This window comes from Nonomuraea sp. NPDC003707 (genome assembly GCF_053587055.1).
Window position 1 is genome coordinate 152,242 of record NZ_JBSFNK010000003.1, and the last position, 23,303, is coordinate 175,544.

General features: G+C 72.3%; 21 protein-coding genes. 7 read left to right on the forward strand and 14 right to left on the reverse strand.

Annotation, left to right across the window (positions count from 1 at the left end; translation table 11 throughout):
• Nucleotides 1–4 precede the first annotated feature (4 nt).
• The 7 genes from ACWDRB_RS08365 to ACWDRB_RS08395 form a co-directional block, all read right to left on the reverse strand.
• On the reverse strand, nt 5–487 hold the full coding sequence (locus ACWDRB_RS08365; RefSeq protein WP_319713832.1) for a cation:proton antiporter regulatory subunit: 483 nt from the start codon (nt 485–487) through the stop codon (nt 5–7).
• Between the two features lie 169 nt (nt 488–656).
• On the reverse strand, nt 657–1,718 hold the full coding sequence (locus ACWDRB_RS08370) for a fatty acid desaturase family protein (RefSeq protein WP_449892452.1): 1,062 nt from the start codon (nt 1,716–1,718) through the stop codon (nt 657–659).
• Nucleotides 1,719–1,946: 228 nt separating this feature from the next.
• A complete protein-coding gene (locus ACWDRB_RS08375) occupies nt 1,947–3,068 on the reverse strand; it encodes an FAD-dependent monooxygenase (RefSeq protein WP_449892453.1) in 1,122 nt (373 codons plus the stop codon).
• 26 nt (nt 3,069–3,094) lie between these two features.
• Nucleotides 3,095–4,663 carry an MFS transporter gene (locus ACWDRB_RS08380; protein WP_350727866.1) on the reverse strand — a complete coding sequence of 523 codons (1,569 nt, stop codon included), beginning with the start codon at nt 4,661–4,663 and terminating at the stop codon, nt 3,095–3,097.
• 79 nt (nt 4,664–4,742) lie between these two features.
• Nucleotides 4,743–6,143 (reverse strand): FAD-binding oxidoreductase, encoded by a 1,401-nt coding sequence (locus tag ACWDRB_RS08385; RefSeq protein WP_449892454.1) that lies wholly within the window; start codon nt 6,141–6,143, stop codon nt 4,743–4,745.
• A gap of 17 nt (nt 6,144–6,160) precedes the next feature.
• Complete coding sequence (locus ACWDRB_RS08390; RefSeq protein ID WP_350727864.1) at nt 6,161–6,406, reverse strand: hypothetical protein; 246 nt, start codon at nt 6,404–6,406, stop codon at nt 6,161–6,163.
• A 69-nt stretch (nt 6,407–6,475) separates the two neighbouring features.
• Complete coding sequence (locus tag ACWDRB_RS08395; protein ID WP_350727863.1) at nt 6,476–7,258, reverse strand: hypothetical protein; 783 nt, start codon at nt 7,256–7,258, stop codon at nt 6,476–6,478.
• 363 nt (nt 7,259–7,621) lie between these two features.
• On the opposite strand from ACWDRB_RS08395, the gene ACWDRB_RS08400 reads away from it, so the two are divergent.
• Complete coding sequence (locus ACWDRB_RS08400) at nt 7,622–9,322, forward strand: exo-alpha-sialidase (RefSeq protein ID WP_350727862.1); 1,701 nt, start codon at nt 7,622–7,624, stop codon at nt 9,320–9,322.
• Here ACWDRB_RS08400 and ACWDRB_RS08405 read toward each other — a convergent pair.
• The gene (locus ACWDRB_RS08405; RefSeq protein ID WP_449892455.1) at nt 9,310–9,933 is read right to left on the reverse strand and encodes a DUF4142 domain-containing protein; all 624 of its coding nucleotides are present in this window, start codon (nt 9,931–9,933) and stop codon (nt 9,310–9,312) included. The two genes, ACWDRB_RS08400 and ACWDRB_RS08405, sit on opposite strands and share 13 nt — an antisense overlap.
• A gap of 148 nt (nt 9,934–10,081) precedes the next feature.
• Between ACWDRB_RS08405 and ACWDRB_RS08410 the strand changes: the two genes are divergently transcribed.
• The gene (locus ACWDRB_RS08410; RefSeq protein ID WP_449892456.1) at nt 10,082–10,540 is read left to right on the forward strand and encodes a pyridoxamine 5'-phosphate oxidase family protein; all 459 of its coding nucleotides are present in this window, start codon (nt 10,082–10,084) and stop codon (nt 10,538–10,540) included.
• On the opposite strand, the gene fxlM is transcribed toward ACWDRB_RS08410, so the two are convergent.
• Nucleotides 10,533–11,702: a methyltransferase, FxLD system gene (fxlM, locus tag ACWDRB_RS08415; protein ID WP_449892457.1), complete on the reverse strand. Its 1,170-nt coding sequence runs from the start codon at nt 11,700–11,702 to the stop codon at nt 10,533–10,535. The two genes, ACWDRB_RS08410 and fxlM, sit on opposite strands and share 8 nt — an antisense overlap.
• Nucleotides 11,703–11,825: 123 nt before the next feature.
• On the opposite strand from fxlM, the gene ACWDRB_RS08420 reads away from it, so the two are divergent.
• The gene (locus tag ACWDRB_RS08420; protein ID WP_364249511.1) at nt 11,826–12,113 is read left to right on the forward strand and encodes a HesB/IscA family protein; all 288 of its coding nucleotides are present in this window, start codon (nt 11,826–11,828) and stop codon (nt 12,111–12,113) included.
• A gap of 43 nt (nt 12,114–12,156) precedes the next feature.
• Here the strand turns inward: ACWDRB_RS08420 and ACWDRB_RS08425 are convergent, their stop codons facing one another.
• Nucleotides 12,157–13,137, reverse strand: a complete 981-nt coding sequence (locus ACWDRB_RS08425) for an acetylxylan esterase (protein ID WP_449892458.1) — start codon at nt 13,135–13,137, stop codon at nt 12,157–12,159.
• 125 nt (nt 13,138–13,262) lie between these two features.
• On the opposite strand from ACWDRB_RS08425, the gene ACWDRB_RS08430 reads away from it, so the two are divergent.
• A complete protein-coding gene (locus ACWDRB_RS08430; protein WP_449892459.1) occupies nt 13,263–14,498 on the forward strand; it encodes an alpha/beta hydrolase in 1,236 nt (411 codons plus the stop codon).
• A 58-nt stretch (nt 14,499–14,556) separates the two neighbouring features.
• Here the strand turns inward: ACWDRB_RS08430 and ACWDRB_RS08435 are convergent, their stop codons facing one another.
• Entirely contained in the window at nt 14,557–18,561 is a 4,005-nt protein-coding gene (locus ACWDRB_RS08435; RefSeq protein ID WP_449892460.1) for a hypothetical protein, read from the reverse strand.
• Nucleotides 18,562–18,729: 168 nt separating this feature from the next.
• On the opposite strand from ACWDRB_RS08435, the gene ACWDRB_RS08440 reads away from it, so the two are divergent.
• On the forward strand, nt 18,730–19,653 hold the full coding sequence (locus tag ACWDRB_RS08440) for a MerR family transcriptional regulator (protein WP_449892461.1): 924 nt from the start codon (nt 18,730–18,732) through the stop codon (nt 19,651–19,653).
• Between the two features lie 169 nt (nt 19,654–19,822).
• Here the strand turns inward: ACWDRB_RS08440 and ACWDRB_RS08445 are convergent, their stop codons facing one another.
• From ACWDRB_RS08445 to ACWDRB_RS08455, 3 genes are all read right to left on the reverse strand, one after another.
• Nucleotides 19,823–20,014 carry a DUF1918 domain-containing protein gene (locus tag ACWDRB_RS08445; RefSeq protein WP_350727853.1) on the reverse strand — a complete coding sequence of 64 codons (192 nt, stop codon included), beginning with the start codon at nt 20,012–20,014 and terminating at the stop codon, nt 19,823–19,825.
• 152 nt (nt 20,015–20,166) lie between these two features.
• Complete coding sequence (locus ACWDRB_RS08450) at nt 20,167–21,006, reverse strand: aldo/keto reductase (protein ID WP_449892462.1); 840 nt, start codon at nt 21,004–21,006, stop codon at nt 20,167–20,169.
• Nucleotides 21,007–21,015: 9 nt separating this feature from the next.
• Nucleotides 21,016–21,840 carry a MurR/RpiR family transcriptional regulator gene (locus tag ACWDRB_RS08455; protein ID WP_449892463.1) on the reverse strand — a complete coding sequence of 275 codons (825 nt, stop codon included), beginning with the start codon at nt 21,838–21,840 and terminating at the stop codon, nt 21,016–21,018.
• Between the two features lie 49 nt (nt 21,841–21,889).
• Between ACWDRB_RS08455 and ACWDRB_RS08460 the strand changes: the two genes are divergently transcribed.
• Nucleotides 21,890–22,720, forward strand: coding sequence for an SDR family NAD(P)-dependent oxidoreductase (locus ACWDRB_RS08460; protein WP_449892464.1), 831 nt, complete (start codon nt 21,890–21,892; stop codon nt 22,718–22,720).
• Nucleotides 22,721–22,729: 9 nt separating this feature from the next.
• Nucleotides 22,730–23,266 carry a GNAT family N-acetyltransferase gene (locus ACWDRB_RS08465; protein WP_449892465.1) on the forward strand — a complete coding sequence of 179 codons (537 nt, stop codon included), beginning with the start codon at nt 22,730–22,732 and terminating at the stop codon, nt 23,264–23,266.
• Nucleotides 23,267–23,303: the final 37 nt, after the last annotated feature.

The following is a 23,303-nucleotide window of genomic DNA, read 5'->3' on the forward strand; positions in this document are numbered from 1 at the left end:
GGCCCTACCCGTCCGCCAGGATGCCGGCCACCTCGGCGGTGGTGTCCTCGCTGCCCACGACGACCACGACGTCGCCCGCGGCGAACACGAAGTCGGGGCCGGGGCTGGCGAAGACCCGCCCGCTGCGCACGACGGCCACGATGGAGGCGCTGGTACGGGTCCGCACCCGGGCGTCACCCATGGGACGCCCGGCGTAGGGGGAGCCGTCCGGGACGGGCAGCTGCACGCTGACCAGGCCCTCGACCTGCTCGTGCAGCTGGTTGAGCCGCTGCACGATGCGGGGGGCGCCGAGGAGCTCGGCCAGGGCGTCGGCCTCCTCGTCGTTGAGCTTGACCACGTGGCAGACGGCGTCGGGATCGTCCGCGTCGTAGATCACCAGGTCCCGGCGACCGGTGCGATGGGACACGACGCCGACCCGCTGTCCTTTGCGGGTGGTGAAGTCGTGTCGTAGCCCGATTCCCGGCAGCGCTGTCTGTTCGACCTCCACCTATCCCCACCCGCTCAGATCCGCCTATTTGCGACTAAACCCTACCAACACCTGCTTATGGCCTCTGCTCCGCAGAGGCGGGCTCGGTCACCCTCGATGCCGCCGCCTTCCCCCGCTCTGGTCGCTACGCTCCCGCCGCTCCTCCAGGCGACGGCGCTCCCTCACCTGCTTATGGCCTCTGCTCCGCAGAGCCGGGCCCGGTCGCCCTCGATGCCTCGCGTAGCGGGCGTCCGACCTCGTGCAGGTGCCGCAGGGCCTGGCCCCACGACGCGAACAGGCCGCATTCGAGGTAGTCGACGCCGAGCCGCTCGCAGTACTCGCGGACGATGGGCTGCGCCTTGCGCAGGTTCGCGGTCGGCATGCTGGGGAACAGGTGGTGCTCGATCTGGTAGTTCAGGCCGCCGAGCGCGGTGTTGACCAGGCGCCCGCCACGTACGTTCCGGGAGGTCAGGACCTGGCGGCGGAGGAAGTCCAGCTCGTCCTCGGCGGTCAGGACCGGCATGCCCTTGTGGTTGGGCGCGAACGTGCAGCCGAGGTAGACGCCGTAGCAGGCCTGGTGCACGATCACGAACACCAGCGCCGTGCCGAAGGGCAGCACCAGGAAGACCGCCCCCAGGTAGGCGAGCACGTGCGCGCTCAGCAGCAGCCCTTCGAGCCCTCTGTTCTTGAGCGAGGGGCGGCGCAGCGCGCGGAAGCTCGACACCTTCAGGTTCACGCCTTCGAGGGTGAGCAGCGGGAAGAACAGGAACGCCTGCCAGCGCCCGATGAACCGGGGTATCCCGCGCGCCTCCTCGGCCTGCTTCTGCGACCAGATCAGGCTGTCAGGCGCGACGTCGGGGTCGTGCTCCTCATGGTTGGGGTTGGCGTGGTGGCGCGTGTGCTTGTCCATCCACCAGCCGTAGCTGAGCCCGACGGCCAGGTTGCCCACCAGCAGCCCGGCGATCCTGCTGATGCGCCGCGACCGGGAGATCTGCCCGTGCGCCAGGTCGTGGGCCAGGAGCGTCACCTGCGCGAAGGCCACGGCCAGCAGCACCGCGACCGGGATCTGCCACCAGGAGTCCCCGACCATGGCGAACAGCGCCCAGCTCCCCGCGAAAAGCCCGGACACCATGCCGATCCTGGCCGCGTAATAGCCTGGCCGCTTGTCCAGCAGCCCCGCCTCGGCGATGCGGCGTGACAGTCTCGCGAAGTCGCTGCCGCGCCGAACGGCGGCGGTCCCCACAGTCCCCACGTTTCTCTCCGATGCTGACGAGTCGTATGTGATCACTCATCAGCATCGCGAGAGACGGGGGGCCGGCGGACCCCCGCTGTCACCCGTTCTCTTGGTAGTGCCCGCCCTACCATGGGGGCGCCCGGTGGGCGCCCCCGCCGCCTGGGGACAGGGCCGGTCCATCGCACTCAGCGTGGCACTGGACGACCTCACCTCTGGTGGGGAATGGCGGGCGGCGGGGACACCGGCTCAGATCGGCTGCAGGGCCGCGGCGTCGCCGTAGATGTGCAGGTCCGGGCGGAAGGCCGCGAGGTAGGCGGCCCGGTCGTGGAAGGTCGCGGCCAGGGCGTCCCCGTAGTCGATCAGCTGCCTGTGGGCGTCCCTGCGGGGCTCGTAGCGGGCGGACAGCAGCCGATCGAGCAGGTCGGCGTCGCCGCCGGCCGCGCAGATGACGTCGGCCAGGAGCTCGGCGTCGTGCAGCGTGTAGCTCATGCCCATCCCGGTCATGGGGTGGCAGGCGAACGCGGCCGAGCCCAGCAGCGCCGCGTTGCCCCTGTGGTACTCCGCCACCCGCATCGAGGAGACCTTGATCCGCTGCCAGGTCGCGGGCTGGAGGACGTTGAAGGCGTCCGAGCTGTCGGTGACGAACTTCTTCAGCGCGTCGAGCAGCGCGGGGATGCCGTCCTGGAAGATCTCCTTGTCGTCCTCGGGGGGCAGGCCGACGAACACCCTGGCCTGGTCCCTGTTGATCGGGTAGAGGTAGGCGAACCAGCCTTCCGAGCTGAAGTACAGCCGGTTGAGCTGGGCGACGCTGGCGGTCAGCGGGACGGTGGCCACCCGCATCAGCAGCCGCTCGTACGGCAGCGTGCGCTGCTCGATGTCGAGCGCCTGCCGTACGGCCGACCTGGTGCCGTCGGCGCCGATCACGACGCCGGCCCGCAGCCTGCGCCCGTTCGAGAGCGTCAGCTCCTCCACGCGGCCGTCGCCGATCGCGATGTCGTCGATGCTGGCGTCGAACCAGAACTCGACGCCCTCCATGACGCAGCTCGTGTAGATGAGCTCGACCAGCTCCCGGTAGGGGCGGACGAGGAAGCCTCCCTCCGGGAAGCGGCACTCCTGGATGGGGTCGCCGTCGTGGTAGTAGCGGATGGTGTCGCGCCTGAGGCCATGGCGTCCGACCAAGTCGGCCAGCCCGTGCCGGGCCAGCACCCGGAGCCCGGGGGGCTTGAGGAAGTCCGCGCCCGCGCTGGGGACCGATGGTCCCTGTTCGATGACGACGACGCGCTGTCCGCGGCGACGCAGCAGCAAGGCGAGGAAGCAGCCGCCGAGCCCGGCGCCGACGATCGCTACGTCGCACGATGTGGTTGCCATGACGAGAGCCCTTTCGAATGGTTGAACTAGTTCGGGTTCCCGCGGGAACCGGCGAGCGGGCCTGGCTCGGCCGCCCGCGGCCGCGGGATGTGGTCCGTGGGGGGTGTGCGGGTCTCGGCAGGCAGCAACGCGTCGGCCTCCGCCGCCACGGTGGCGAGAGTCATGCGCAGTTCCAGCAGCATCCGGCGCGGCACTTTGATCATGACGTCGCCCGGGTCGGTCCGCAGCCGGGTGATCTTGGTGAGGGCCAGCGCGCCGATCAGCACGGAGATGGCCACGCACATCGCGAGCGCGCCGGCCAGCCCCGCGAAGGGGCCGGTCATGAACGGGTGGTCGATGACGACCGACACGACGGCGACGCCGACGGCCCCGCCGACCATGCGCGCCATGGTGGCCGCGCCGACGGCGGAGGCGTACTGGTGGGGGCGGGCGGCCAGGGTGGTGGCGACGGAGGTGCCCGGCGCGAGCGCGCCGACGCCGATGCCGACCACGACGCTGGCGATCAGGCCCCACACGGTGGGCCCGGCCTGTGTCAGCACGAGCACGCAGGCGCCGCCGCACAGCAGCGAGCCCGCGTAGATCAGCCCGTACGCGCCGACCCGCTTGACGATCCGCCCGGCCAGGAAGCTCGTCACGACGACCGCCACCGACGTGGGTGTCAGCCACATGGCCACCTCGAGCATGGGGTAGCCCAGGTGGAGCAGGTACAGCGGCTGCACGGTCAGCAGCCCGTACGACAGGGCGCCGAAGCCCCAGGTCGCGAGCCAGCCCCAGACGAATCTGGGACGCCGCCACAGGGCCAGGTCGATCGCGGGCAGGCGGTGGTGCTTGGCCTGCGCGAACGCGCCGCCCAGCAGGGCCAGCGCGGCCAGCGCCAGCCACACCACGTCCATGCCCCAGGCCATCGCCTTGGAGATGGCCAGCACGATGACCGCGATGCCCGCGGCGAGCAGCCACGCGCCGAGGACGTCCGGCAGGCCCCTGGCGCCGGCGCGCTTACCCGGCGGAAGCGCGGCGCAGGCGATCAGGAGCGCGACGCCGATGACGACGTCAGGGACGAACAGGGCCCGCCAGCCGACGGAGACGACCAGCCAGCCGCCGCCCGCCTGCATGAGCAGGCAGCCCAGCCCGGAGGCGGAGCTCCAGAGAGCGATCGCGCCGCGCCGCTGCGACTCCGGCAGCTCTCCGAGCAGCAGCCCGAGGCTGGCCGGGATCATCGCCGCGGCACCGGCGCCCTGGACGGCACGTGCCGCCAGGACGTACGACCAGGAGTCCACCAGGACGGTGGCGACACCGCCCAGGACGAACACCACGAGCCCGACGGCCAGGACCCGTCGGCGGCCGAACAGGTCCGCCCAGCGGCCCGCGGTGGCCAGCAGCGCCGCGATCGGGATGAACGCCGCGCTGGTCAGCCAGACCAGGTCGCCCAGCGGCATGCCGGCCCCGGCGGGTGTGTACCGCAGGACTCCGACTGCCAGGGTGGTGGCCGTGGTGTCGGCCATCACCGTCAACATGACACCCGCACCGACCAGCCGCAGCATCACGGCGTGACGACGGTCGATGGTGCTCGTCCCCCGCGCTGGTGACGAACGCACGTGGTCACCTCCAAGCTATGAGTGGTCTCCGCCGACCGGCACACTCCGGATGTGCGACCGGCGGAGGTGGGTCGTTCGGTTATGCGCCGTAGCGGCCGGGCGAGAGCAGGCCGTCCGGGTCGAGGGCGGTCTTGAGCCGGTGCAGCATGCCCAGGCTGGCGGTGCTGGTCTCCGACCACACGTCGGCGGCGGCGTGGTCGATGTCGGAGCGGTAGATGGCGCACCCGTGGCTGCGCAGCAGGCAGTTGCCGTCGTTGCGGAGCTGGTGGGCGCGGTAGGGGGCGTCCGGCGCGCCCCGTTCGAAGAAGATCTGGATGACGCCGTTGGCCATGTGCCGGCTGACGAGGTTCCACTCGACCATGAGCGCGGTGGTGTGCGCGTCCACGGCCGTCTGGAGGGCGGCCAGGATGTGTTCGGTCCTGCGGGCGTGCGTCGGCATCAGCGGCATCAACGCCAGGAAGCCGGTCTGGCCCTCGTCGATCTGGTCGCAGGAGGTGACGCGGAGGGCGTTGCGCACGCCCAGGCAGGTGGGGATGCCCTGGGACATGAGCGCCCTCGGGTAGAGCGGGTCGTCGGGGCCCACCTCGGCCGCGTCGACCACGCGCAGCGACTCGGCGCCCTCGACCTCGATGAGCGCCTTGCGCAGCAGCTCCTCGGCCAGTTCGACGGCGGCGTCGCTGCCGAGCAGCGGCCCCATGACGGTGAACAGGTCGGGGTCGACTCCCCTGGGCAGGAACCAGTCGCCGTGGCTCGGAACGAGCGCCAGCTCGCGCACGCGCAACATCCCGTCGGCGGGGTTGCCGCGGCGCAGGAATCCGGCCATCGCGTCGAGCGCGACGCCGACCTGGGCACGCGGCATGCGGCCGTAGACGAGGCCGACGGTCTGCGGGCGCGGCACGAGGGCGACGGCCATGGCGGTGACGATGCCCAGGTTGTGCTGGACGAAGGCGGGCGTCAGGTCGGGCCCGGCGACCCGGCCGTGGTAGCGCCCCGCCGGGTCCAGCCCGCCGGTGGTGACCACGCTGCCGTCTGCCAGCACGGCCTCCAGCCCGGCCACGTCGTGCACCCGGGAGCGGAAGGTGCCGTCGCCGCGGTCCAGGGCGTTGCCGACGACGGAGGTGTCGGCGCAGGAGTTGGTGACGTTCAGCATCCAGGGGGTGTCGTGCAGCGCCTCGGCGAGCTGTGCCTGGGTCACCCCGGGTTCGATGACCGCGAAGCCGGCTTCCAGGTCGAGGCCGCGGATGCGGTTCATGCCGCTCAGGTCGACGACCAGGTTGTCGTCGGTGACCGGCACGGCCGAGCCCATGCCCCAGTTCTTGCCGGTGCTGATCGGGTAGAGGCGGCGGCCGGTCCTCATGGACTGCCGTACGAGCGCGCGTACCTCGTCGAGGCTGCGCGGAGCGTCGATGCCCGCCAAGGAACGCGGTTGGTGACCCCCGACGTCGTGCGACTTCAGCTCCAGTCGCTCTAGGTCCTGCATGACTCTCCTCTTTCGGCTCACGCGGTGTGCTGGAGCAGGTCGTCGATGGAGCCGATGGCCTGGTTGGACATCTCCCTGATGCCGAGCAGCCGCTGCTCGACGTACTCGTCGGGCTCGGTGGTGGTGTCGGGGAGGTCGAGGGTTCCGAGCGGCGCCGACTGCACGGGGACCTCGTGCAGGCCGTAGGGGTGCCGGCGGGGCCGGATGTCGGTGTCCCGGGTGTCGCGGATGGTTCTGGCGGGCAGGTGCGGGGGGGTTCGCATGACGGGAGCTCTCCTACCGGACTCGATGGGGTTTTTCCGGGCGACCGCTCGCCGTTGAGCGGATCTGGGTCAGCGTGCGCCCTCCCTGTGGTCGAGGTGGTCGACCACCGGAGTGACGGCCGCGGGGGTCGCCCGCGGCACGCCGTGGTTGATGACGCTCGCGGCGATGCGGCGCTCCGCCAGCCCCATGTGGGGACGGCCGGCGGTGCCACCGGTGCTCGGCCGGGCGCCGGCCGAGCCTCGGATCATGGAGCTGGCGTGCACCCATCGGCGCGACTCCAGCAGCACGTCGCGCTGGGCGCGCGACAGGTCTGAGTGGCGGGCGTACTGCTCGCAGACGGCCCGCGCCAGCACCCGCGCCATGACGAGGTGCTCCGCGCAGGCGGCCGAGACCTTCGCCTCCAATCCGATGACCTGGGCGAGGAGCAGTTGCAGGTGGGACAGCCCAGAGCTGCGCTCGAACCCGTCGAGCTCGGCCAGCCGCTCGGGCCAGCGCAGCCGCCGTTCGACCGAGGCGTTCACGGCGGCGACGATCTCCGTGGCGGGCTCGTCCGGACGCCGCCCTTCGAGCTGTACGGCCCGCTGCGCGGTCGACTCGAAGTCGGTCAGCCGGCGCAGCCCGCTCTGGAGCAGGCGTACGCGGTTGTGCAGGCAGGCGGCGCTCCAGCCGAGGACCAGCAGCCGGTCGGCGTCGGCCTCGCAGTGCCAGCCGACCAGCGCGACCTCGCGCGCCATGCGGTGGTAGAGCACCCAGGACTCCTGCGCGGGGACCGGCACCGGGGTGTCGATCCACACCTGCAGGCCGCCCGGGGGTACTTCGTCGACGCCGACGTCCACGCCGGCGGGCGCCACTCTGGCGCAGATTCGCTGAACCACCCGTTGCTGGGCGGCTGTCTCCGGCGCCAGAGGCACCGGGCCTGGCAGCACTCGCTCTGGGGCCACTCTCGCCCTCGGCTCGATGCTCATCTGGGGCCACCTCCCGACCCACGGCCTACGTAAATTGACACTTAATAGTGCCGTCCCGATCGTCGTCAGAGAGGGGTTTTCTGTCAACTGGTACTTAACAAAACCAGCATGGGTCCCCCGCCGCCCGATCGGCGGCAGCCGTGAACCCGCGACTTCCCGCAGGTGAATCCGGTGTTACGGAGCGTGGATCATCTAGAGTCCGAACGGTTCGGTCAGTTCGGGAGAGATGCGGGGAGCGAGCCGGTGTGGGTGCCAAGATCCGTGGTCGTGGCCTTGTCGGTGGCCGCGGGACTGCCCGCGCCGCCCGACGCGACGCAGGCGGCGGCCGGTTACTGCCAGCTACCGGATCACTCCCAGCCGTCCATCCCGGGCGAGGCTTACCTGATCGATACTGCTTCCTCACCCGACTGGATTCATCCCAATCCGCCGCCCGTCGACCGTGAGCCGACGGAGTCCGAACGGCTCGACTTCGCGGGCTTCCCGAACGTCTCGGTCCTCGACGTCGTGGGCCCCGGCGGGGCTCCCCGGCAGAAGGTGATCAGCACCTTCACCACGAACGTGGACCAGATCGTCACCCTCACCAACTCGGTCGCGGTCTCCGACGACGGCGGGCTCGCGTTCGGCCCGGCGAACCTGACGCCGCTCCGCGAGGCCCCCATCCAGCTGCTCGACGGCCGCTACTTCGCCACCGAGTACTACCTGCAGGTCACCGGCCCGCACACCGGCACGCTGGGTGTGCTCACCACCTCGTCGCTGGAGGACGGGGAGAGCTGGGTGCGCTCGGAGGCGGCGCTGACCACGCCCGGCGAGTTGCTGCCCGGCGGGGCCACGCACGGGCTGCCGGTGCAGCTCGCCGACGGCACGATCCTGATCACGATGTACGCCCAGTACCGCGACACCGGGATGTACCAGGCCGAGCTGTACGCCAGCCGGGACGGCGGCCGGACGTTCGAGCGGCGCGGCGTGATCGGGCCGCCGTCCGACGGGCTGGTCTACAACGAGGCGAGCATCGCGCAGACGATGGACGGCAGCCTGCTGGCGGTGCTGCGCCGCGACGGCGGCCGGTTCTCCACGCTGCACCAGAGCCGCTCCACCGACGGCGGGCGCACCTGGTCGCCGGTCGGCGAGCTGCGCTTCGCGGGGCAGGACTGCGTGGTCCGCGGCGTGGCGCCCCGGCTGCTGCTGATGCCGGACGGCGTTCTCGTGCTCAGCGCCGGGCGCCCGGACAACTGGCTGGCCGTCTCCCCCGACGGGCTCGGCGAGGAGTGGCTGGAGCCGCGGGTGACGTACCACAACCGCGACGGGATCTGGCCGGTCCACGGCTCGTCCGGTTACACCGGGATCGCGGCGCTCGGCCCGCACCGGCTGATCCAGGTGTTCGACAACTGCAAGCTGCCGGGCGTGCGCCGCGACGGCCTGCTGGACGAGACCGCCTGCCCGGCGCACGGGCGCTTCGAGAACCACGGCTGGTACGCGATCAAGCGGCAGCTGTTCACGATCGATCCCCCCGGCCCCGGCCTGCTGGACCTGGCCGCGATGCGCCGGAGCGGCCGGTTGAGCGTCGAGACCACCATGCGCTGGACCGGCCGGCCCAGGAGCCGTCCCGGTGGGGCCTTCGACGGCAGCACCGGCTACTGGTCGAGCGCCGTCGCCCGGGGCCGCGGCCGGTACGTGCTGCACCTGGACCGCCCGTACGCGCTGACCCGGATCGGCCTCAGCCTGCGCCCGGGCCATCCGGCCGGGGCCCGCGTGTACGTCTCCGAGGACGGCCGCTCCTGGGGCGAGCCCGTCGTCACGATCACGGACCGGACGGACTACGCGATGCGGTACGAGGAGATCGACCGCACCGGCCGGCACATCAAGATCGTCACTGAGCCGACCTCCGGCTGCGAGCCGGAGCTCGGCCGGACGTGCAGCATGCTCAACGAGATCGAGCTCTACTCGCCGTGAGGCGTCTCCGGCCCCGGGGTCGTCTCCGTGGGCGTGCCGATGGACGATTCGGTGGACGATTCGGTGGGCATCTGCGTGGGCTGGCCACCCCCCGACTGCCGCAACGCGGTCAGGTGCGCCACCAGCGCCGGCTCGGCCGTCCTGGCCAGCGCCACCACCGTCGGCGAGGTCCCGTGGGAGATCTCGACCTTCGTGGCCGCCAGCGTCTGCTGGTGCGCGTTGATCATGGCGGCCGTGAAGTCCTGGTCGAACTCGTCGCGCGGCGAGTCCTGCAGCTCGGCCAGCATCGCGCGCTGGTCGGCGCTCGGGGACATGGGCAGCGGGATGCGGAGCCGCGTGGCCGCGTTGGTCACCTGCGTGTCCAGCTTGGTGTGGTCCACGACGAGCATCTTGCCGATCGCCTTGATCCGCGCCGTGCTCCCCTTGCCCACCCCGAGCTGCCCCGCCTGGACCTCGGCCAGATTGGCCTCGTGGATGCCCCGCATCCAGGCCTTGTCCTGCTCGGACGGCTGGGTGTCGGTACGCGACACCAGGCCCGCGGTGTCCGTCGGCACGTCGGCACAGCCCCCGAGAGCGGCGAGGGCCACGGCGGCCAGCAACAGTGTGCGCATGAGCATTTCCTATAACATTGTGATACGACTCAAATACAGTGCGTAATCACCCCTTCCCCCAAAACCCGACATCCCACCCCCGGGGCGCGCGGAGCCGGGCGCGAACGATAATGACGACGACCATGAGGCCGATGTGACCGGAGCCCGGATGACCCAGCCAGATCCCCGCACGCCCCACCAGCGCAAGCGGGACACCCTCGACCGGCTCGAGAACGACGTGGACGCCTGGGTGGCCACGGCGGACGAGGGCGGGGTGCCGTACCTGGTGCCGTTGTCGTTCCTGTGGGACGGCGCGACCCTGCTGATCTCCACCGTCAGCGCCAGCCGGACCGCTCGCAACCTGCTGGCCTCCGGGCGGCTGCGCGTGGGCGTGGGGCTGGTGCGCGACGTCGTCCTCGTCGAGGGCACGGCCGAGGCCATCCCCGAAGCCGAGATCCCGGCCGAGGTCGGCGACGCGTTCGCGGCGAAGACGGGCTTCGACCCGCGCAAGGAGCCCGAGTCGTACCACTACTTCCGCATCACGCCGGTGCGCCTGCAGGCCTGGCGCGAGGCGAACGAGCTGCGCGGCCGCGACCTCATCCGCGACGGCGGGTGGACTGTCAGTTGAAGGTGACCACCAGGGTTGTGTGGCGCTTCGGGATGACCGCCCCCTCACCGTCGTCGCCGGCGCGCCCGGGATAGGCGTGGATGCGCAGGTCGCCCGTCTCCGGGCGGCCCGCCTCGTTCCACGCCCGCACGTGCCCGGCCAGGTCGGCCGCCAGCGCGGCGCCGCCCGGCCCGTGGCCCTGGGCCGCCAGACCGGGGCCGGTGGGCCCCCGGCCGCGGGCCACGTGCGCGCCCCGCCCTCCGAGCAGCGCGATGGCGTCACCGTCCACGAGGCCGATGCTCATGCCGTACCCCTGCCCCAGCCTGCCGGTCAGGACGCAGCACCGGGAGTCGCGCAGGGCCAGCCACAGCGTGACACCCGGCCCGTACACCACCTCCTCGCCCCCGGCGACGGCGACCTCGTCCGGCTCGGCGTCGAGCGCGGCCAGCACGTCGCCGATCTCGCGCCACTCGGGCAGGCCCAGCATGAGCTCGGGGTCCTGGCGCAGCACCACGATCGCCTCGGGTCCGGCGAACGCCCCGCGCATCCGCATGAACCCGCACGGCGCCGCCGACCGGCTGGCCCAGTGGTCGCCGGCGCGTTCGAGGGCCACCGACACCTGCACGCCCCGCAGGTCGAGCGGCGCCACCAGCCGCCCGCCCGCGCCCAGCTGCTCCAGCCACGCCGGGGCCAGGTCCCACACGCCGACCGTGGCGATCACGCGGTCGTACGGGGCCCGCTCCGCGTACCCCTGGACGCCGTCCGCGCACACCACCTCCACCCGCTCCGCCCCGGCGGCGGACAGGTGCCGTCCGGCCCGCGCGACGATGTCCTCGTCGATGTCGACGCTCACCACGTGCCCGGCGGGCCCGGCGAGGCGGGCCAGCAGCGCCGCGTTGTAGCCGGTGCCCGCGCCGATCTCCAGCACCCGGTGCCCCGGCTCCACGCCGAGCTGGTCGAGCATCGTGGCCATGATCGCGGGCTGCGAGGACGAGCTGATCGGCCGGCCCGCGTCGTCACGTTTGGTGACGATGGGCTCGTCACGGTAGGCGTCCTCGGGGTCGACGCCGGGCACGAAGAGGTGGCGCGGCACCGCCAGCAGCGCGGCGGCCACGGGATCGCTGATGTCCTGGCGTTTCCGCAGGTGCGCCACCATGGCCTGCCTCTGCTCCGCGAAGTCCATGGCCCCCATTCTCCACAGGGAGCTCCAGGAAATCTGAGTAAAGAAACAGCCAAGAAGGGTTGAGCTGGAAAGTTGGGGGAAGGGCAGGCAACTCCTGAACGTCGACCGTGAGGAGGAGCCGTAGTGCTCACCCTGACAGCCAACGCTGCCCAGGCGATCCGCGATCTCACCGCGTCCGCGCCCGAGCCTGCCCAGAGCGGGATCCGCATCTCGTCTCAGGGAGAAGGCGCGAGTTCGCTCACCCTTACGCTGGCCACCGCTCCGGAGCCGGCGGACGAGGTCGTCGAGGCCGAGGGGGCGCGCGTCTACCTCGACCCCGTGGCCGCCACCGTATTGGAGGACAAGTCACTGGACGCCGGAGCCGACGACCAGGGAAGCGTGTCGTTCCTGGTCAAGGATCAGATGGCGTGACATGGGCGCCCGCCGTGCCGCACCGGCACGGCGGGCGCGCCCGTCAGCCGTCGCTGAGGAGCTTGTGGAGGTAGCGCAGCTGCTCCTCCGTCTGGAAGCCGCCGCCGCCCTCGTGGCCGTTCCAGGGCCACACGGAGATCTCCTTCGGGCCCTGCCAGTGGTTGTATCCGGCGAACACGGTCGACGGCGGGCAGACGTCGTCCATCAGCGCCACCGAGTAGAGCGCGGGCACCTGGCCGCGGGCGGCGAAGTTGAGCCCGTCGAAGTACGACAGCGTGCGGAAGACCTGCTCGGCGGTGTCCCTGCGGGTGGAGAGGAAACGCACCAGCTCCTGGTACGGGTCCTTCCCGGTGATCTCGACCGCCCGCCGGAAGTGGGTCAGGAACGGCACGTCGATCAGCGCCGCCTTGACCGCCGGGTGCAGCGCGGCCGTGGCCTGCGCGATGCCGCCGCCCTGGCTGCCGCCCGAGACGACGACCCGGCTCGCGTCCACCGCCGGGTGCTCGAGGGCCGCGTCCACGGCCCTGACGGCGTCGGTGAAGACGCGCCGGTAGTAGTAGTCGTCCGGGTCGAGGATGCCCCGGGTCATCATGCCGGGCGCCTGCGGCGAGGCGCTGCCGTGCGGGTCCCCGGTCGCGCCGGGGCTGCCGGCGTTCGCGCCGCCGTGGCCGCGCGTCTCCATCACGAACACCGCGTACCCGGCCGACGGCCAGAACAGGTGGTCCTTGGCGAACCCGCGACCGCCGCTGTAGCCGATGTAGTGCATCACGCACGGCACCCGGCCCTCGACGCCGCGCGGCACCAGGAACCACCCGTTGATCCGGTGCCCGCCCCAGCCCGAGAAGGACACGTCGAACACGTCGACGGTGGCGAGGGGCAGGTCGTACGGGACGTACTCGGCGCTCAGGTCGAACTCCCTGGCCTCGGCCAGGGTGCGTGACCAGAACGCGTCGAAGTCCGCGGGCTCGTCGCGTTCGGGGAGGTAGCTGCGGAGTTGCTCAAGCGGCAGGTCGAACAGTGGCACGGAATCTCCAGCGTTGTAGAGGGACGCTGATATTTCACCTCATCCCGCCGGTAAGCGCTATCCCACTCCGCGTCCGGAATCCCATCCACCTGACCGAAACCCGTGGGGTGCACTAACGTCCCCTTGTGGCTTCTTTCGCCAGGCTGGCCGGACGGGCGGTGGCGGGCGCCGGAGTGCTGGCCCTGTCGCCGGTCCTCGGGCTGGCCACTTTGGCCGGGATGGCGATGGTGGGCGCGGAGGCGACCACCTTCACGGTGACGGGGCTGGCGGTCTTCGCGTCGGTGTTCTTCCTGGGGCTGCTGCTGTGCGTGCCCAGGCCGAGGGCCGTGTGGGGGCGCTGGTTGCGGGCGTTGGTGATCCTCGGGGTGGAGGCGGCCGTCGTGTGGCCGGTCGGCGTCGCCACGCTGCGCCCGCCGCAGCCCTCCGCTCCCCCGGCGCCGGTGGCGGGGCAGCGCGAGTGGCGGCTGGCGACGGGCTCGGAGCTGGCGTACGTACGGCTCGCGCCGAAGCGGGTCACGCGCCCCGACCCCGTGGTGTTCCTGCACGGCGGGCCCGGCGTGGCCGACCTGGCGGCCTCCTCGGCCTTCTTCAGGAAGCTGACGGCGGACGGCTACCAGGTGTACGTCTACGACCAGCTCGGGGCCGGGCGCTCGGCCCGGCTGCGGGACCCGCGCGAGTACGGCCTGACGCGCGACGTGGAGGACCTGGAGGCCATCAGGCAGACCGTGGGCGCGGACCGGCTGAACCTCATCGCCCACGACTACGGCGCGCAGCTCGCCACCGCCTACCTGGCCGCGCACCCCGACCGGGTGGCGAAGGCCGTCCTGGCCTCCCCCACCGGACTGCCGCCGGAGCGGAAACCGGACGGCGAGGTCGAGCTGGCGGCGATGTTCGGGCCGGGCGGTTCGCCGGATCCGCGCCTGCTCGCCGTCTCCACGCTGCTGCAGGTGGACCCGCAGGCCGCGCACGCCTTCGCGGGTGACCGCGAGCTGGACGCCTACCTCGGCCTCGTCCGTCAGGGGGAGCCGCATCCGTGCCCGGCCGCCGCCACGACCGGATCCGGGGGGTACGTCGGCCTGACCGGGCGGACGGCGCCTTCCTCGCTCCCGTTGAGCCTGTCCGAGGCGAAGTCCCCCGTGCTGATCGTCAAGAGCCGATGTGACGAGGAGGGCTGGACGTCGGCCATGGCCTACCGGCGGGCGCTGCCGTCGGCCACGCTCGCCTACCTCGACGACCAGGCCTCCACGGACGCCTATGCGAGCGAGCCGTACCTCGGGGTCCTGCGGGCGTTCCTGTCCGGGCGCCCGGTGGAGGCGTACGAGGGCGAGCGCCCGCCGCCCGGCTACCGCGGCCCGAGCTGACCGCCGCGCCGGGCGCGGCGGTCAGCCGGGTGAGCAGGGCCGTGCCAGCAGGGCCGGGTCAGCGGGAGGCCGGGCGGCGCTCGGGGTCGCAGCCGCCCGCCTTGGTGCCCGCGACCTTCCACTCCGCCCCGGGGAACGGGCTCATGAAGTGGGTCAGCAGGTCCACCGCGTAGTCCGGCACCTGGCCCCCCGGATCCAGCAGCGACACCATCTGGGGCCCGTCGGCGCCACGCAGCGTGATGGAGCTGGACCCGTTCCCGGCCGCGAAGCCGGGCTTGGCGTCCACCGTCACGCACGCCAGGCTGATCCCCGCCGCCTTGATCTCCTGCTTGGCGCCGATCCGCCGCATCCGCTGGTCGTAGCGGCGCAGCGCGAGCGAGTCGGTGGGGGCCAGCCGCACCGAGTCGCGGAAGACGTCGCTGCCGACCTCCCTGCTCAGCCGCACGTCCAGGGAGACCTCGGGCCGCAGGTCCACCCCCTTGGCGGCCAGCTTGAGCTGCCCGTAGTCGCCCTCGAAGCCGGGCGCGACGTACCCGAGGGCCGGGGGCGCCTTCAGCCCGAACGGGACCTTGCCGGGCCGGATGCGCAGCCACGACACGCGCTGCGCGTCCAGCGACAGGTCCTTGACCGCGCTCGCCTGCAGCCCGAACTTCCCGCCGACGTTGTAGGTGAGGAAGCCCGTCGTGTACGGGACCTCCTTGCTCACGGAGATCTGCTGCGGCGCGACCGCGTCCATCCGCAGCCCCGCGTGCAGTGACAGGCGGCCCGTGGGGACGGGACGGGAGACGAGGTCGAGCGACTGGTCGGGGTTCATGCGGATCGTGGTGTCGGCGGCCAGGTCCTTGACCGCGAACGACACGTCCCCGAGCCTGCCCTGCGGGTCCACGAGGCCGCCCTCCACGCCGAGGTAGCCGTCGAGGGTGCTGACGTTCGACTTGTAGGTGAGCGCCGGCACGCTCAGCCCGGCGGCCGAGGCGTCGGCGTCCACCCCGAACGAGGCCGGCACGTCCGCGAAGCGCAGCTCGCCGGTGCCCTTCCCGGCCAGGGTGACCTTGGCGTCCAGGCGCTTGACGGCCGCGGAGTTGTTGACGCGGATGCGGGTCTGGGCGCCGTACGTGCCCTGGACGGACACCGAGGCCGGCACGGGGTCGATCGACACGTGCCCGCGCAGGTCACCGGCCTCGGCCTGCACGTCGAGCGCGCCGAGCGTGGCGGCGGGCTCGATGCGGTACGCGGCCTGCACGGCGTTGCCCTGCGCCACGCCGAACGGCCCCAGCGACATGCTGGTGATCTGGGAGGGCAGCCCGGTCAGGGTGGCCCTGGCCTTGACGGGCACGGGTGACAGGACGCTGCTGGCGAGATAGACGCCGAGGCTCTTGCGCCGCGGGCTGAACCCCGAGAACGCGAACGTCTTACCCGTCATGTCCACGGTCACCTGGTCCGGCAGCCCGCTCACGTCCAGGTATCCCTGCAGGCCGAAGCAGCCCCGATCCGGCGTGCAGAACGGCCCCTGGGAGCAGCCCGCGGATCCGGCCGCACAGCCGCCGTCCACCAGGGACACGCCGCCGGGCACGGCGGGCGCGGCCCGCATGCGGTCGAGCGCCCCGGCCTTGCCGAGCCAGGCGCGAGCGCGCACGTCCAGGCGCGAGCCGGCGTAGGTGAGCTTGCCCCCGTCGGAGGTGACCGACAGGCGGCCGGGCACGGGCCCGAGCGTGCCGATCAGGCCGAAGCGGGCGTCACCCTGCGTGACGTCGGCGTCCACGGCCAGCCTCTGCCGGGCCGAGCGGAAGTCCGCGCTGAACCCCTGCGCCGCCGGGGTGAACCCGACCTGCTTGAGCCCCTTGACCAGCACGCTGGCGTCCAGGTCACCGGTGGCCTGGCTGTAGTGCGCCGACAGGTGCGGCCCGGTGGGGGCCTTGGCGCCGTCGTGGTTGGTGAACGCCACCTCCGCCGACCCGACCGGCCCGGACAGGCCGCGGAAGCGGTACGACGCCGGGTCCCACGAGGCGTCGAAGCGGGCCGGCACGCCGCTGACCTCGGCGGCGGCCCTGGCGTACCGGTCGCCGATCTTGACCCTGGCCAGGGCCGAGACCTTGGCCACCGGCGCGTCCGCGGTCCAGGTGAGGGTCCGGGCGCCCGTGTCGGCGACCAGCTCGACGCTCTTGCGCACGCCCTCGACGGTCGCCTCCAGGTCCTCCCCGGACGGCGAGGTCACGTGCGCTTTATTGGCATAAATCTTGATCTGGTCAATCTTGGCGGACGTGGCGACCTTGACGGTCGAGCGCTCGCCCAGCTCCCACGAGGCCTTGACGTCGTCGCGCACGCCCAGGACGGTGCCGTCGACGGTGGGGCCCGTCTCGAGATTCGTGTAGGCGGCGCGGATGCTGCGGATCACGCCGCTGGCCTGGTATTCGGCCTTCCGGCTCGCGGGGTCGAGGGTGACGTCCACGGTGGCGGGCGTGTTGGAGATCTCCAGGCGGGCCACGTGGGTGCCGTCGATGCTGGCCGCGCCCACGAACGAGCGCCCGCTGGAGCCCACCTCCAGGTGGGCGTGCGGCACGGCCCCGTACGTGACGTCGAACCCGGACAGCCCCGACAGCAGCCCCGACACCCCCACCGCGTCACCCTTCTTGATCATGGTGACGTGGCCGCCGCGCGGGCTGGAGATGGCGCCCTCGTTGCGCTGGAGCACCACGGCGAACCGGCCGATGGGTGAGCTGGTCGTGTGCGTGACGCGGTGCTCGGCCAGGTCGTTGACCAGGCGCACCTTGGCCGGCAGGTCGCTCAGCTCGGTCCTCAGCACGGTCTTGTCCGCGGCCCGGTCGAAGAAGAGCAGAGAGGCCGCCCCGGCCCGGCCCTTGGCGGACTCGACGGTCAGGGTCTGCTTGCCGTCCGCGGCCGCGTACTTGGCGGTCAGGGTCGGCGGCACCTTCCTGACCTGGGCGCTCAGCACCCTGGCCAGCTTGCCGTCACGGTAGGTGAAGCTGTGCAGCCGGGCGCGGGCGATCGAGGACGGGCTGGTGAAGCGGACCTCGCCGTCCGACAGCCGCACCGAGGCGCGGGCGGGCATGCGGTCGAGCACGGCCTGGGTGAACTGGCGGCCGTTCACCGCCAGCGCCTCCAGCTTGGCGGGCGCGGAGGCGTGGACGTCCAGGGAGGGCGAGTCGAGCGCGGCGGTCACGCTGAGCTTCTCGGTGGCGGGCGTCTGGCGCAGGCTCACCACGCTGCGGCCGGTCAGCCCCGCGACCAGGGCCGCGGACTTCCCGGGATCGGTACGCTTCACGCTGGCCTTGACCTGTTTGCCCGTCAGGTCGACGCCGAACGTCCCCCAGTCGAAGGCCGACAGCGACGCGCCGTGCCGCAGGCCGTCGAACCCGACCGACACCTTGCCGTCGTACTCGGCCCAGACCAGCGCCTTGACCTGCCCCTGCGACAGCCGCTTGACCGCGAACCCCAGCCCGGCCGCCCCCTCCAGGGGGTTGGCCGTGGGCACGAGGTCGGCGGCCAGGTCGGGCCTGCCGTCGCCGGTGACGTCGGCGACGGCCGGTGTGGCGACCGGCTGCGAGATGGAGCAGGAGACCGGCACGGCCTCGCTCTGGACGCAGAGCCGGTACGTCAGCCCCGGCACCACCTTGCCCAGCCCACCCAGCCCGTCGAAGGCCTTGAGGATCGGCGCCAGCGGCTTGATCAGCGTCAGCGGCTCGGCGTCCGCCGTGTCGGGCAGCACACTCCGGACGTCGGGCGCCTGCCTGCCGAAGCCCTGTTCCTCCTGGACGGAGGCGGCCTCGGAGGTGACCTCGTCGATGAGCCGCGGCCCGGCGGGCGTGGTCACCTCGGGCTCGTCGGGCCCCACCCGCCCGGTGCCCGCCGGCCTGACGGCGAGCGAGGGCCGGGTGGGAACGCTGACCGCGGCGGCCGGCGGCTCCTGCACGGCGGGCACGGGCTGGACCCTCACCTGGGTGTGGCCCAGCGTCTGGGCCTGGGCACTCGGTGGCAGGGCCACCAGGACTGTGGCGCTTGCGATGGACGTCGAAGCGAGCACGCGCAGAAGGGCGTGCGGCATGAAACGTTCTCCCCCGGACCGGTCTAATTCATCCCATCAGAAACATAGGTCACGATGCGACCACATCTCCTCACAGGTAGTCAAACCCGCCTGCACATGGGACCCCAATTTTCAGGATCGCTGTCAAGCGGTTGAGTCTCCATCTAGGGGAGGCGGGAAGGTGGAGACATGGCGCTCTACTCCATCGGTGACCTGGCCCGGCGCACCGGGCTGACGGTCAAGACCATCCGGTTCTACTCCGATCGGGGGATCGTGCCGCCTACCGACCGCAGCCCCACCGGGTACCGCCTTTACGACCTCGACGCCGTCGCACGCCTGGAGCTCGTACGGACGCTGCGCGACCTGGGAGTGGACCTGCCCACGATCCGGCGGGTCGTGGCACGCGAGGTCTCGCTCCCCGAGGTCGCCGCGGCGCACGCCGAAGCGCTGGCCGTGCAGATCCGCACACTCCGGCTGCGGCGCGCGGTGCTCACGGCGGTGGCCAGGCGCGGCTCCAGCCCCGAGGAAATGGATCTCATGCACAAACTGGCAAGACTCTCCGAGGACGAACGCCGCCGCCTCGTCGACGACTTCCTGGAGGCCGCCTTCGACGGCCTGGACACCGTTCCGGGGTTCGCCGGGATCATGCGCTCGATGACGCCCGAGCTGCCCGACGACCCCTCGCCCGAGCAGGTGGAGGCCTGGGTGGAGCTGGCCGAGCTCGCGCAGGACCCGGACTTCCGGGCCGCCGTCCGGCGCATCCTCGCCCGGCACGCGGCCGAACGAGGCGAGGCCGACGCGCCCCCGCGCCCCGGCCCCGCCGCACTGGCCCGCGACCACGCCCGCCCGGCCCTCGCGGCAGGTCTCGCCCCCGAGGCCCCCGAGGCGGACTCCGTGGTGGCGGCGGTCGCGGCCGCGTACGCCCGCGACCTCGGCCTCCCGGACGACCCCGCCCTCCGGCGGCGGCTGCTGGACCGGCTGGAGGAGGCGGACGACCCGCGCAGGGACCACTACCTCGAACTGCTGGCGGTGATCAACGGCTGGCCTTCGCCGGAGCCGCTGAGCCCCGCCCTCGGCTGGTTCACCGAGGCCCTGCGCGCCCGCCTGAGCTGACGTTCCCGGCGGGTCCAGTACGGTTTCGCCGTGATCTCTGAGCTCGGTCGAGTGTGTGGAGATGGGCGGTGGCCAAGCGTCTGGGCTTGCGGGTCGTGGGGCGGCTGTGGGTCGGCCGGGGCCGGATTCGTGTGGTGTGGGTCGGCACGGCTCAACTCGAGGACGGCGGTCAGACGGCCTCGGCGGGCTCGACCACCGCGTCCGGTCCCGGGAAGACGAGTTGCTCGTGTCCGTCCTTGAATCGCACCAGGAACGGTGGCGTGCCGTTCTCGCCCCGGGTCTCGATGATCTCGCCTATCCGGTCTCCGTGGCCGACAACGTTGCCGTGGACGATCAGGTGGTCACCGACGTTCGCGCGCATGATGAGTTCCTCTCAGCTGGTCTTGGGCAACTTTGAGGTTCCTTCCCACATTGCACCCGAAGGGCCGCCCCGCAAAGGGCATGCCTTTCTCATGCCGCGTCTTATAGAAATCTGCAAGCCCGACCCGGCGCCCTACGAGCTGGTCGCCGCCGCTAGGGCAGGAAGGCGTCCAGGGCGGCCAGGTCGTCGGGGGTGAGCTCGACGGCTGCCGCGTCCAGGTTCTCCTCCAGGTGGGCGAGCGACCCGGTGCCCGGCGTGGGCAGGATGACGGGCGAGTGGTGCAGCAGCCACGCCAGCGCCACCTGACCGGCGCTCGCCCCGTGCCGCCGCGCCGCCTCCGGCAGGCCGTCGCGGACCAGCGAGCCGTTGCCCAGGGGGAACCACGGCAGGAACGCCAGCCCGCGCTCCTCGCACGCCCGCAGCACCGGCGCGGACTCGCGGTCCAGCAGGTTGAAGCGGTTCTGCACCGAGGCGATCTCCGTGATCTCCAGCGCCCGCTCCAGCTCCTCCACGGTGACCGTGTCGAGGCCGATGTGCCGGATCTTGCCCTCCTGCCGCAGCTCGGCCAGCGTGCCGAGCTGGTCGGCCAGCGGCACGTCCGGGTCGATCCGGTGGAGCTGGTAGAGGTCGACGGTGTCGGTCTTGAGCCGGCGCAGGCTCGCCTCGCACATGGCGCGCAGCCGCTCGGGCCGCCCGGAGACGTGCCAGACGTTGGGGCCCGTACGGACGACGCCGCCCTTGGTCGCCACCACCAGATCGTCCGGGTACGGGTGCAGCGCCCGCGCCACCAGCTCTTCGGCCAGGTCGGGCCCGTAGTTGTCGGCCGTGTCGACGAGCGTCACCCCGCGTTCCACGGCGCGGCGCAGGATGGCGACGGCCTCGTCCGGGTCGAGGCGCGGCCCCCAGTAGCCGGGCCCGGTGAGCATGCCGGTGCCGTACCCGAGCCGGTTGACCCGCAGCTCACCGGCGATGTCGAAAGTCTGACTGGTCACTGTGCCCTCTCAGTAGCTGTGGTCCGCCGTGACGTCGGCGGAGGCCGACACCGCCCGCTCGGCCGCGCCGCCGCGCAGTGCGAGCACGATCATGGACAGCGTGTCGACGATGGTGAGGTGGGCCAGGCGGCTGGCGACCGCCTCCATCCCGAAGACGAGGTCCTGCCCGCCGCCGACGAGCACCCAGGTGCTCTCCTCGGCCAGCGGCGAGCTGGCGTAGCTGGTGATCGCCACGACCCGCGCCCCGGCGGCGCGGGCGCGGCGGGCGGTGTCGACGGTGGAGCGGGTGGCCCCGCTGTGGCTGATCGCCAGGCAGACCGACGGCTCCGGCAGCAGCTCGGCGGCCAGGTGCGCGGTGAGCGGGTCGGGCGGCAGGTCCACCGGCAGGCCGAGGGCCCGCAGCCGGTAGGCGGCGTCGACGGCGACCGCTCCCGACAGGCCGGTGGCGGCGAACAGCACCCGGGCGGCCCCGCTGAGCGCCCCGGCGGCGGCGTTCAGGTCGTCGCGCGACAGTGTGGCGCCCAGCCCGCCGAGCGCCTCCTGCGCCGCCCGTACGGTCGCGGCCAGCGGGTCGCGGTCGTCCTGGGGCTCAGGCACTCGCGGCGTCTCGCGGGCGGAGGCGATCTTCAGCTCCTGGTAGCCGCCGAACCCGAGCCGCCGGCACGCCCGTACGACGGTGGACGCCGACGTGCCGGCCAGCCGCGCCACGTCGCTCACGCTCAGGCGGACGAGCCCGGCGCCCTGGTCGAGCACCACCTGCGCGACCCGCGCCTCGGCGTCGTGCAGTCCGGAGAGCCTGGCCCGCACGGTAGCCGTGAGGGAATTGCGTTCCATTGCGGCAGAGTACCAGAGAACGAAATTCCGTCTTGATACCGTGGTGGGCATGCGTCCCATGGAGCAGCGGACGATCCTCGTCACCGGCGCGACCGACGGGCTCGGCCGGGCGCTGGCCGCCGACCTGGCCGCACGCGGCGCGACCGTCCTCGTGCACGGCCGCGACGACCGGCGCGGCCACGACACGCTGGCGGAGATCCGGGCCGCCGTCCCCGCCGCGCGGCTGCACTGGTGCCGCGCCGACCTGGCCTCGCTCGACGAGGTACGCGAGCTCGCGCAGGCCGTCTCGGCCGACCACAAGGACCTCGACACGCTGGTGAACAACGCGGGGATCGGCACGACCGTGCCGGGCGGCGGGGCGCGGCAGGAGAGCGCGGACGGCCACGAGCTGCGCTTCGCGGTCAACTACCTGGCCGGCTACCTGCTCACCCGGCTCCTGCTGCCGGTGCTGCGCGAGTCGGCCCCGTCCAGGATCGTCAACGTCAGCAGCCTCGGCCAGGCCCCGATCGACTTCGGCGACGTCATGCAGGCCGCCGGCTACAGCGGGGTGCGCGCGTACTGCCAGAGCAAGCTCGCGCAGGTGATGTTCACCGTGGACCTGGCCGAGGAGCTGGCGGGCACCGGGGTCACCGCCAACGCCCTGCACCCGGCCACGTACATGCCGACCAAAATGGTCGCCACACCGGTCAGCGAGCTGCGGGAGGGCGTGGAGGCCACGTCGCGGCTGATCACCGACCCCGAGCTCGACGAGGTGTCCGGGCGCTTCTTCGACGGCCTGCGGCCCTCGCAGGCGCTGGAGCAGGCGTACGACGCCGGGGCGCGGGCCCGGCTGCGCGAGCTGTCGGAAAACCTGTCGAAGGCGCGGCCACCGGCTCACTAGCGTTTGCCGGTGCACATCTATCTGGAGACCGGGCGGCTGATCCTGCGCCGCTTCACCGAGTCCGACGCCGGCCACCTCTTCACCCTCCACAACGACCCCGAGGTCATGGAGTTCCTCAACGGCGGCAAGCCCACGCCGCGCGAGGTGATCGTCCGGGAGACGCTGCCCAGGTTCATCGATTCGGGTTTCTTCGCGGCCGTCGAGAAGCCGTCCGGGGCGTTTCTCGGGTGGTTCCACCTGCGCGCACCCAAGGGCTCGCCGGACGACGAGCCGGAGCTGGGCTACCGGCTGCACAAGTCGGCCTGGGGCAGGGGGTACGCGACCGAGGGCTCGCTCGCGCTGATCGACAAGGCGTTCCGGGACCTGGGCGCGCGCCGGGTCTACGCCCAGACCATGGCCGTCAACGTGCGCTCGCGGCGGGTCATGGAGAAGTGCGGGCTGCGGCACGCCCGTACGTTCCACCTGGAGTGGGAGGACCCGCTCCCGGGGGCCGAGCACGGCGAGGTGGAGTACGAGCTGACGCGCGCCGAATGGGAGACGCGCTGACCCCCAACCTGGTGCACTGGTCGGACCAGTCGCTAGG

What these genes read in the sequence shown, in the direction of transcription:
- ACWDRB_RS08405 (WP_449892455.1), bottom strand. Translation starts at nt 9,933, where the DNA reads ATGCGCACACTGTTGCTGGCCGCCGTGGCCCTCGCCGCTCTCGGGGGC.
- ACWDRB_RS08445 (WP_350727853.1), bottom strand. Translation starts at nt 20,014, where the DNA reads ATGCGCGCGAACGTCGGTGACCACCTGATCGTCCACGGCAACGTTGTC.
- ACWDRB_RS08440 (WP_449892461.1), top strand. Translation starts at nt 18,730, where the DNA reads ATGGCGCTCTACTCCATCGGTGACCTGGCCCGGCGCACCGGGCTGACG.
- ACWDRB_RS08455 (WP_449892463.1), bottom strand. Translation starts at nt 21,840, where the DNA reads ATGGAACGCAATTCCCTCACGGCTACCGTGCGGGCCAGGCTCTCCGGA.
- ACWDRB_RS08435 (WP_449892460.1), bottom strand. Translation starts at nt 18,561, where the DNA reads ATGCCGCACGCCCTTCTGCGCGTGCTCGCTTCGACGTCCATCGCAAGC.
- ACWDRB_RS08375 (WP_449892453.1), bottom strand. Translation starts at nt 3,068, where the DNA reads ATGGCAACCACATCGTGCGACGTAGCGATCGTCGGCGCCGGGCTCGGC.
- ACWDRB_RS08410 (WP_449892456.1), top strand. Translation starts at nt 10,082, where the DNA reads ATGACCCAGCCAGATCCCCGCACGCCCCACCAGCGCAAGCGGGACACC.
- ACWDRB_RS08390 (WP_350727864.1), bottom strand. Translation starts at nt 6,406, where the DNA reads ATGCGAACCCCCCCGCACCTGCCCGCCAGAACCATCCGCGACACCCGG.
- ACWDRB_RS08385 (WP_449892454.1), bottom strand. Translation starts at nt 6,143, where the DNA reads ATGCAGGACCTAGAGCGACTGGAGCTGAAGTCGCACGACGTCGGGGGT.
- ACWDRB_RS08460 (WP_449892464.1), top strand. Translation starts at nt 21,890, where the DNA reads ATGCGTCCCATGGAGCAGCGGACGATCCTCGTCACCGGCGCGACCGAC.
- fxlM (WP_449892457.1), bottom strand. Translation starts at nt 11,702, where the DNA reads ATGGACTTCGCGGAGCAGAGGCAGGCCATGGTGGCGCACCTGCGGAAA.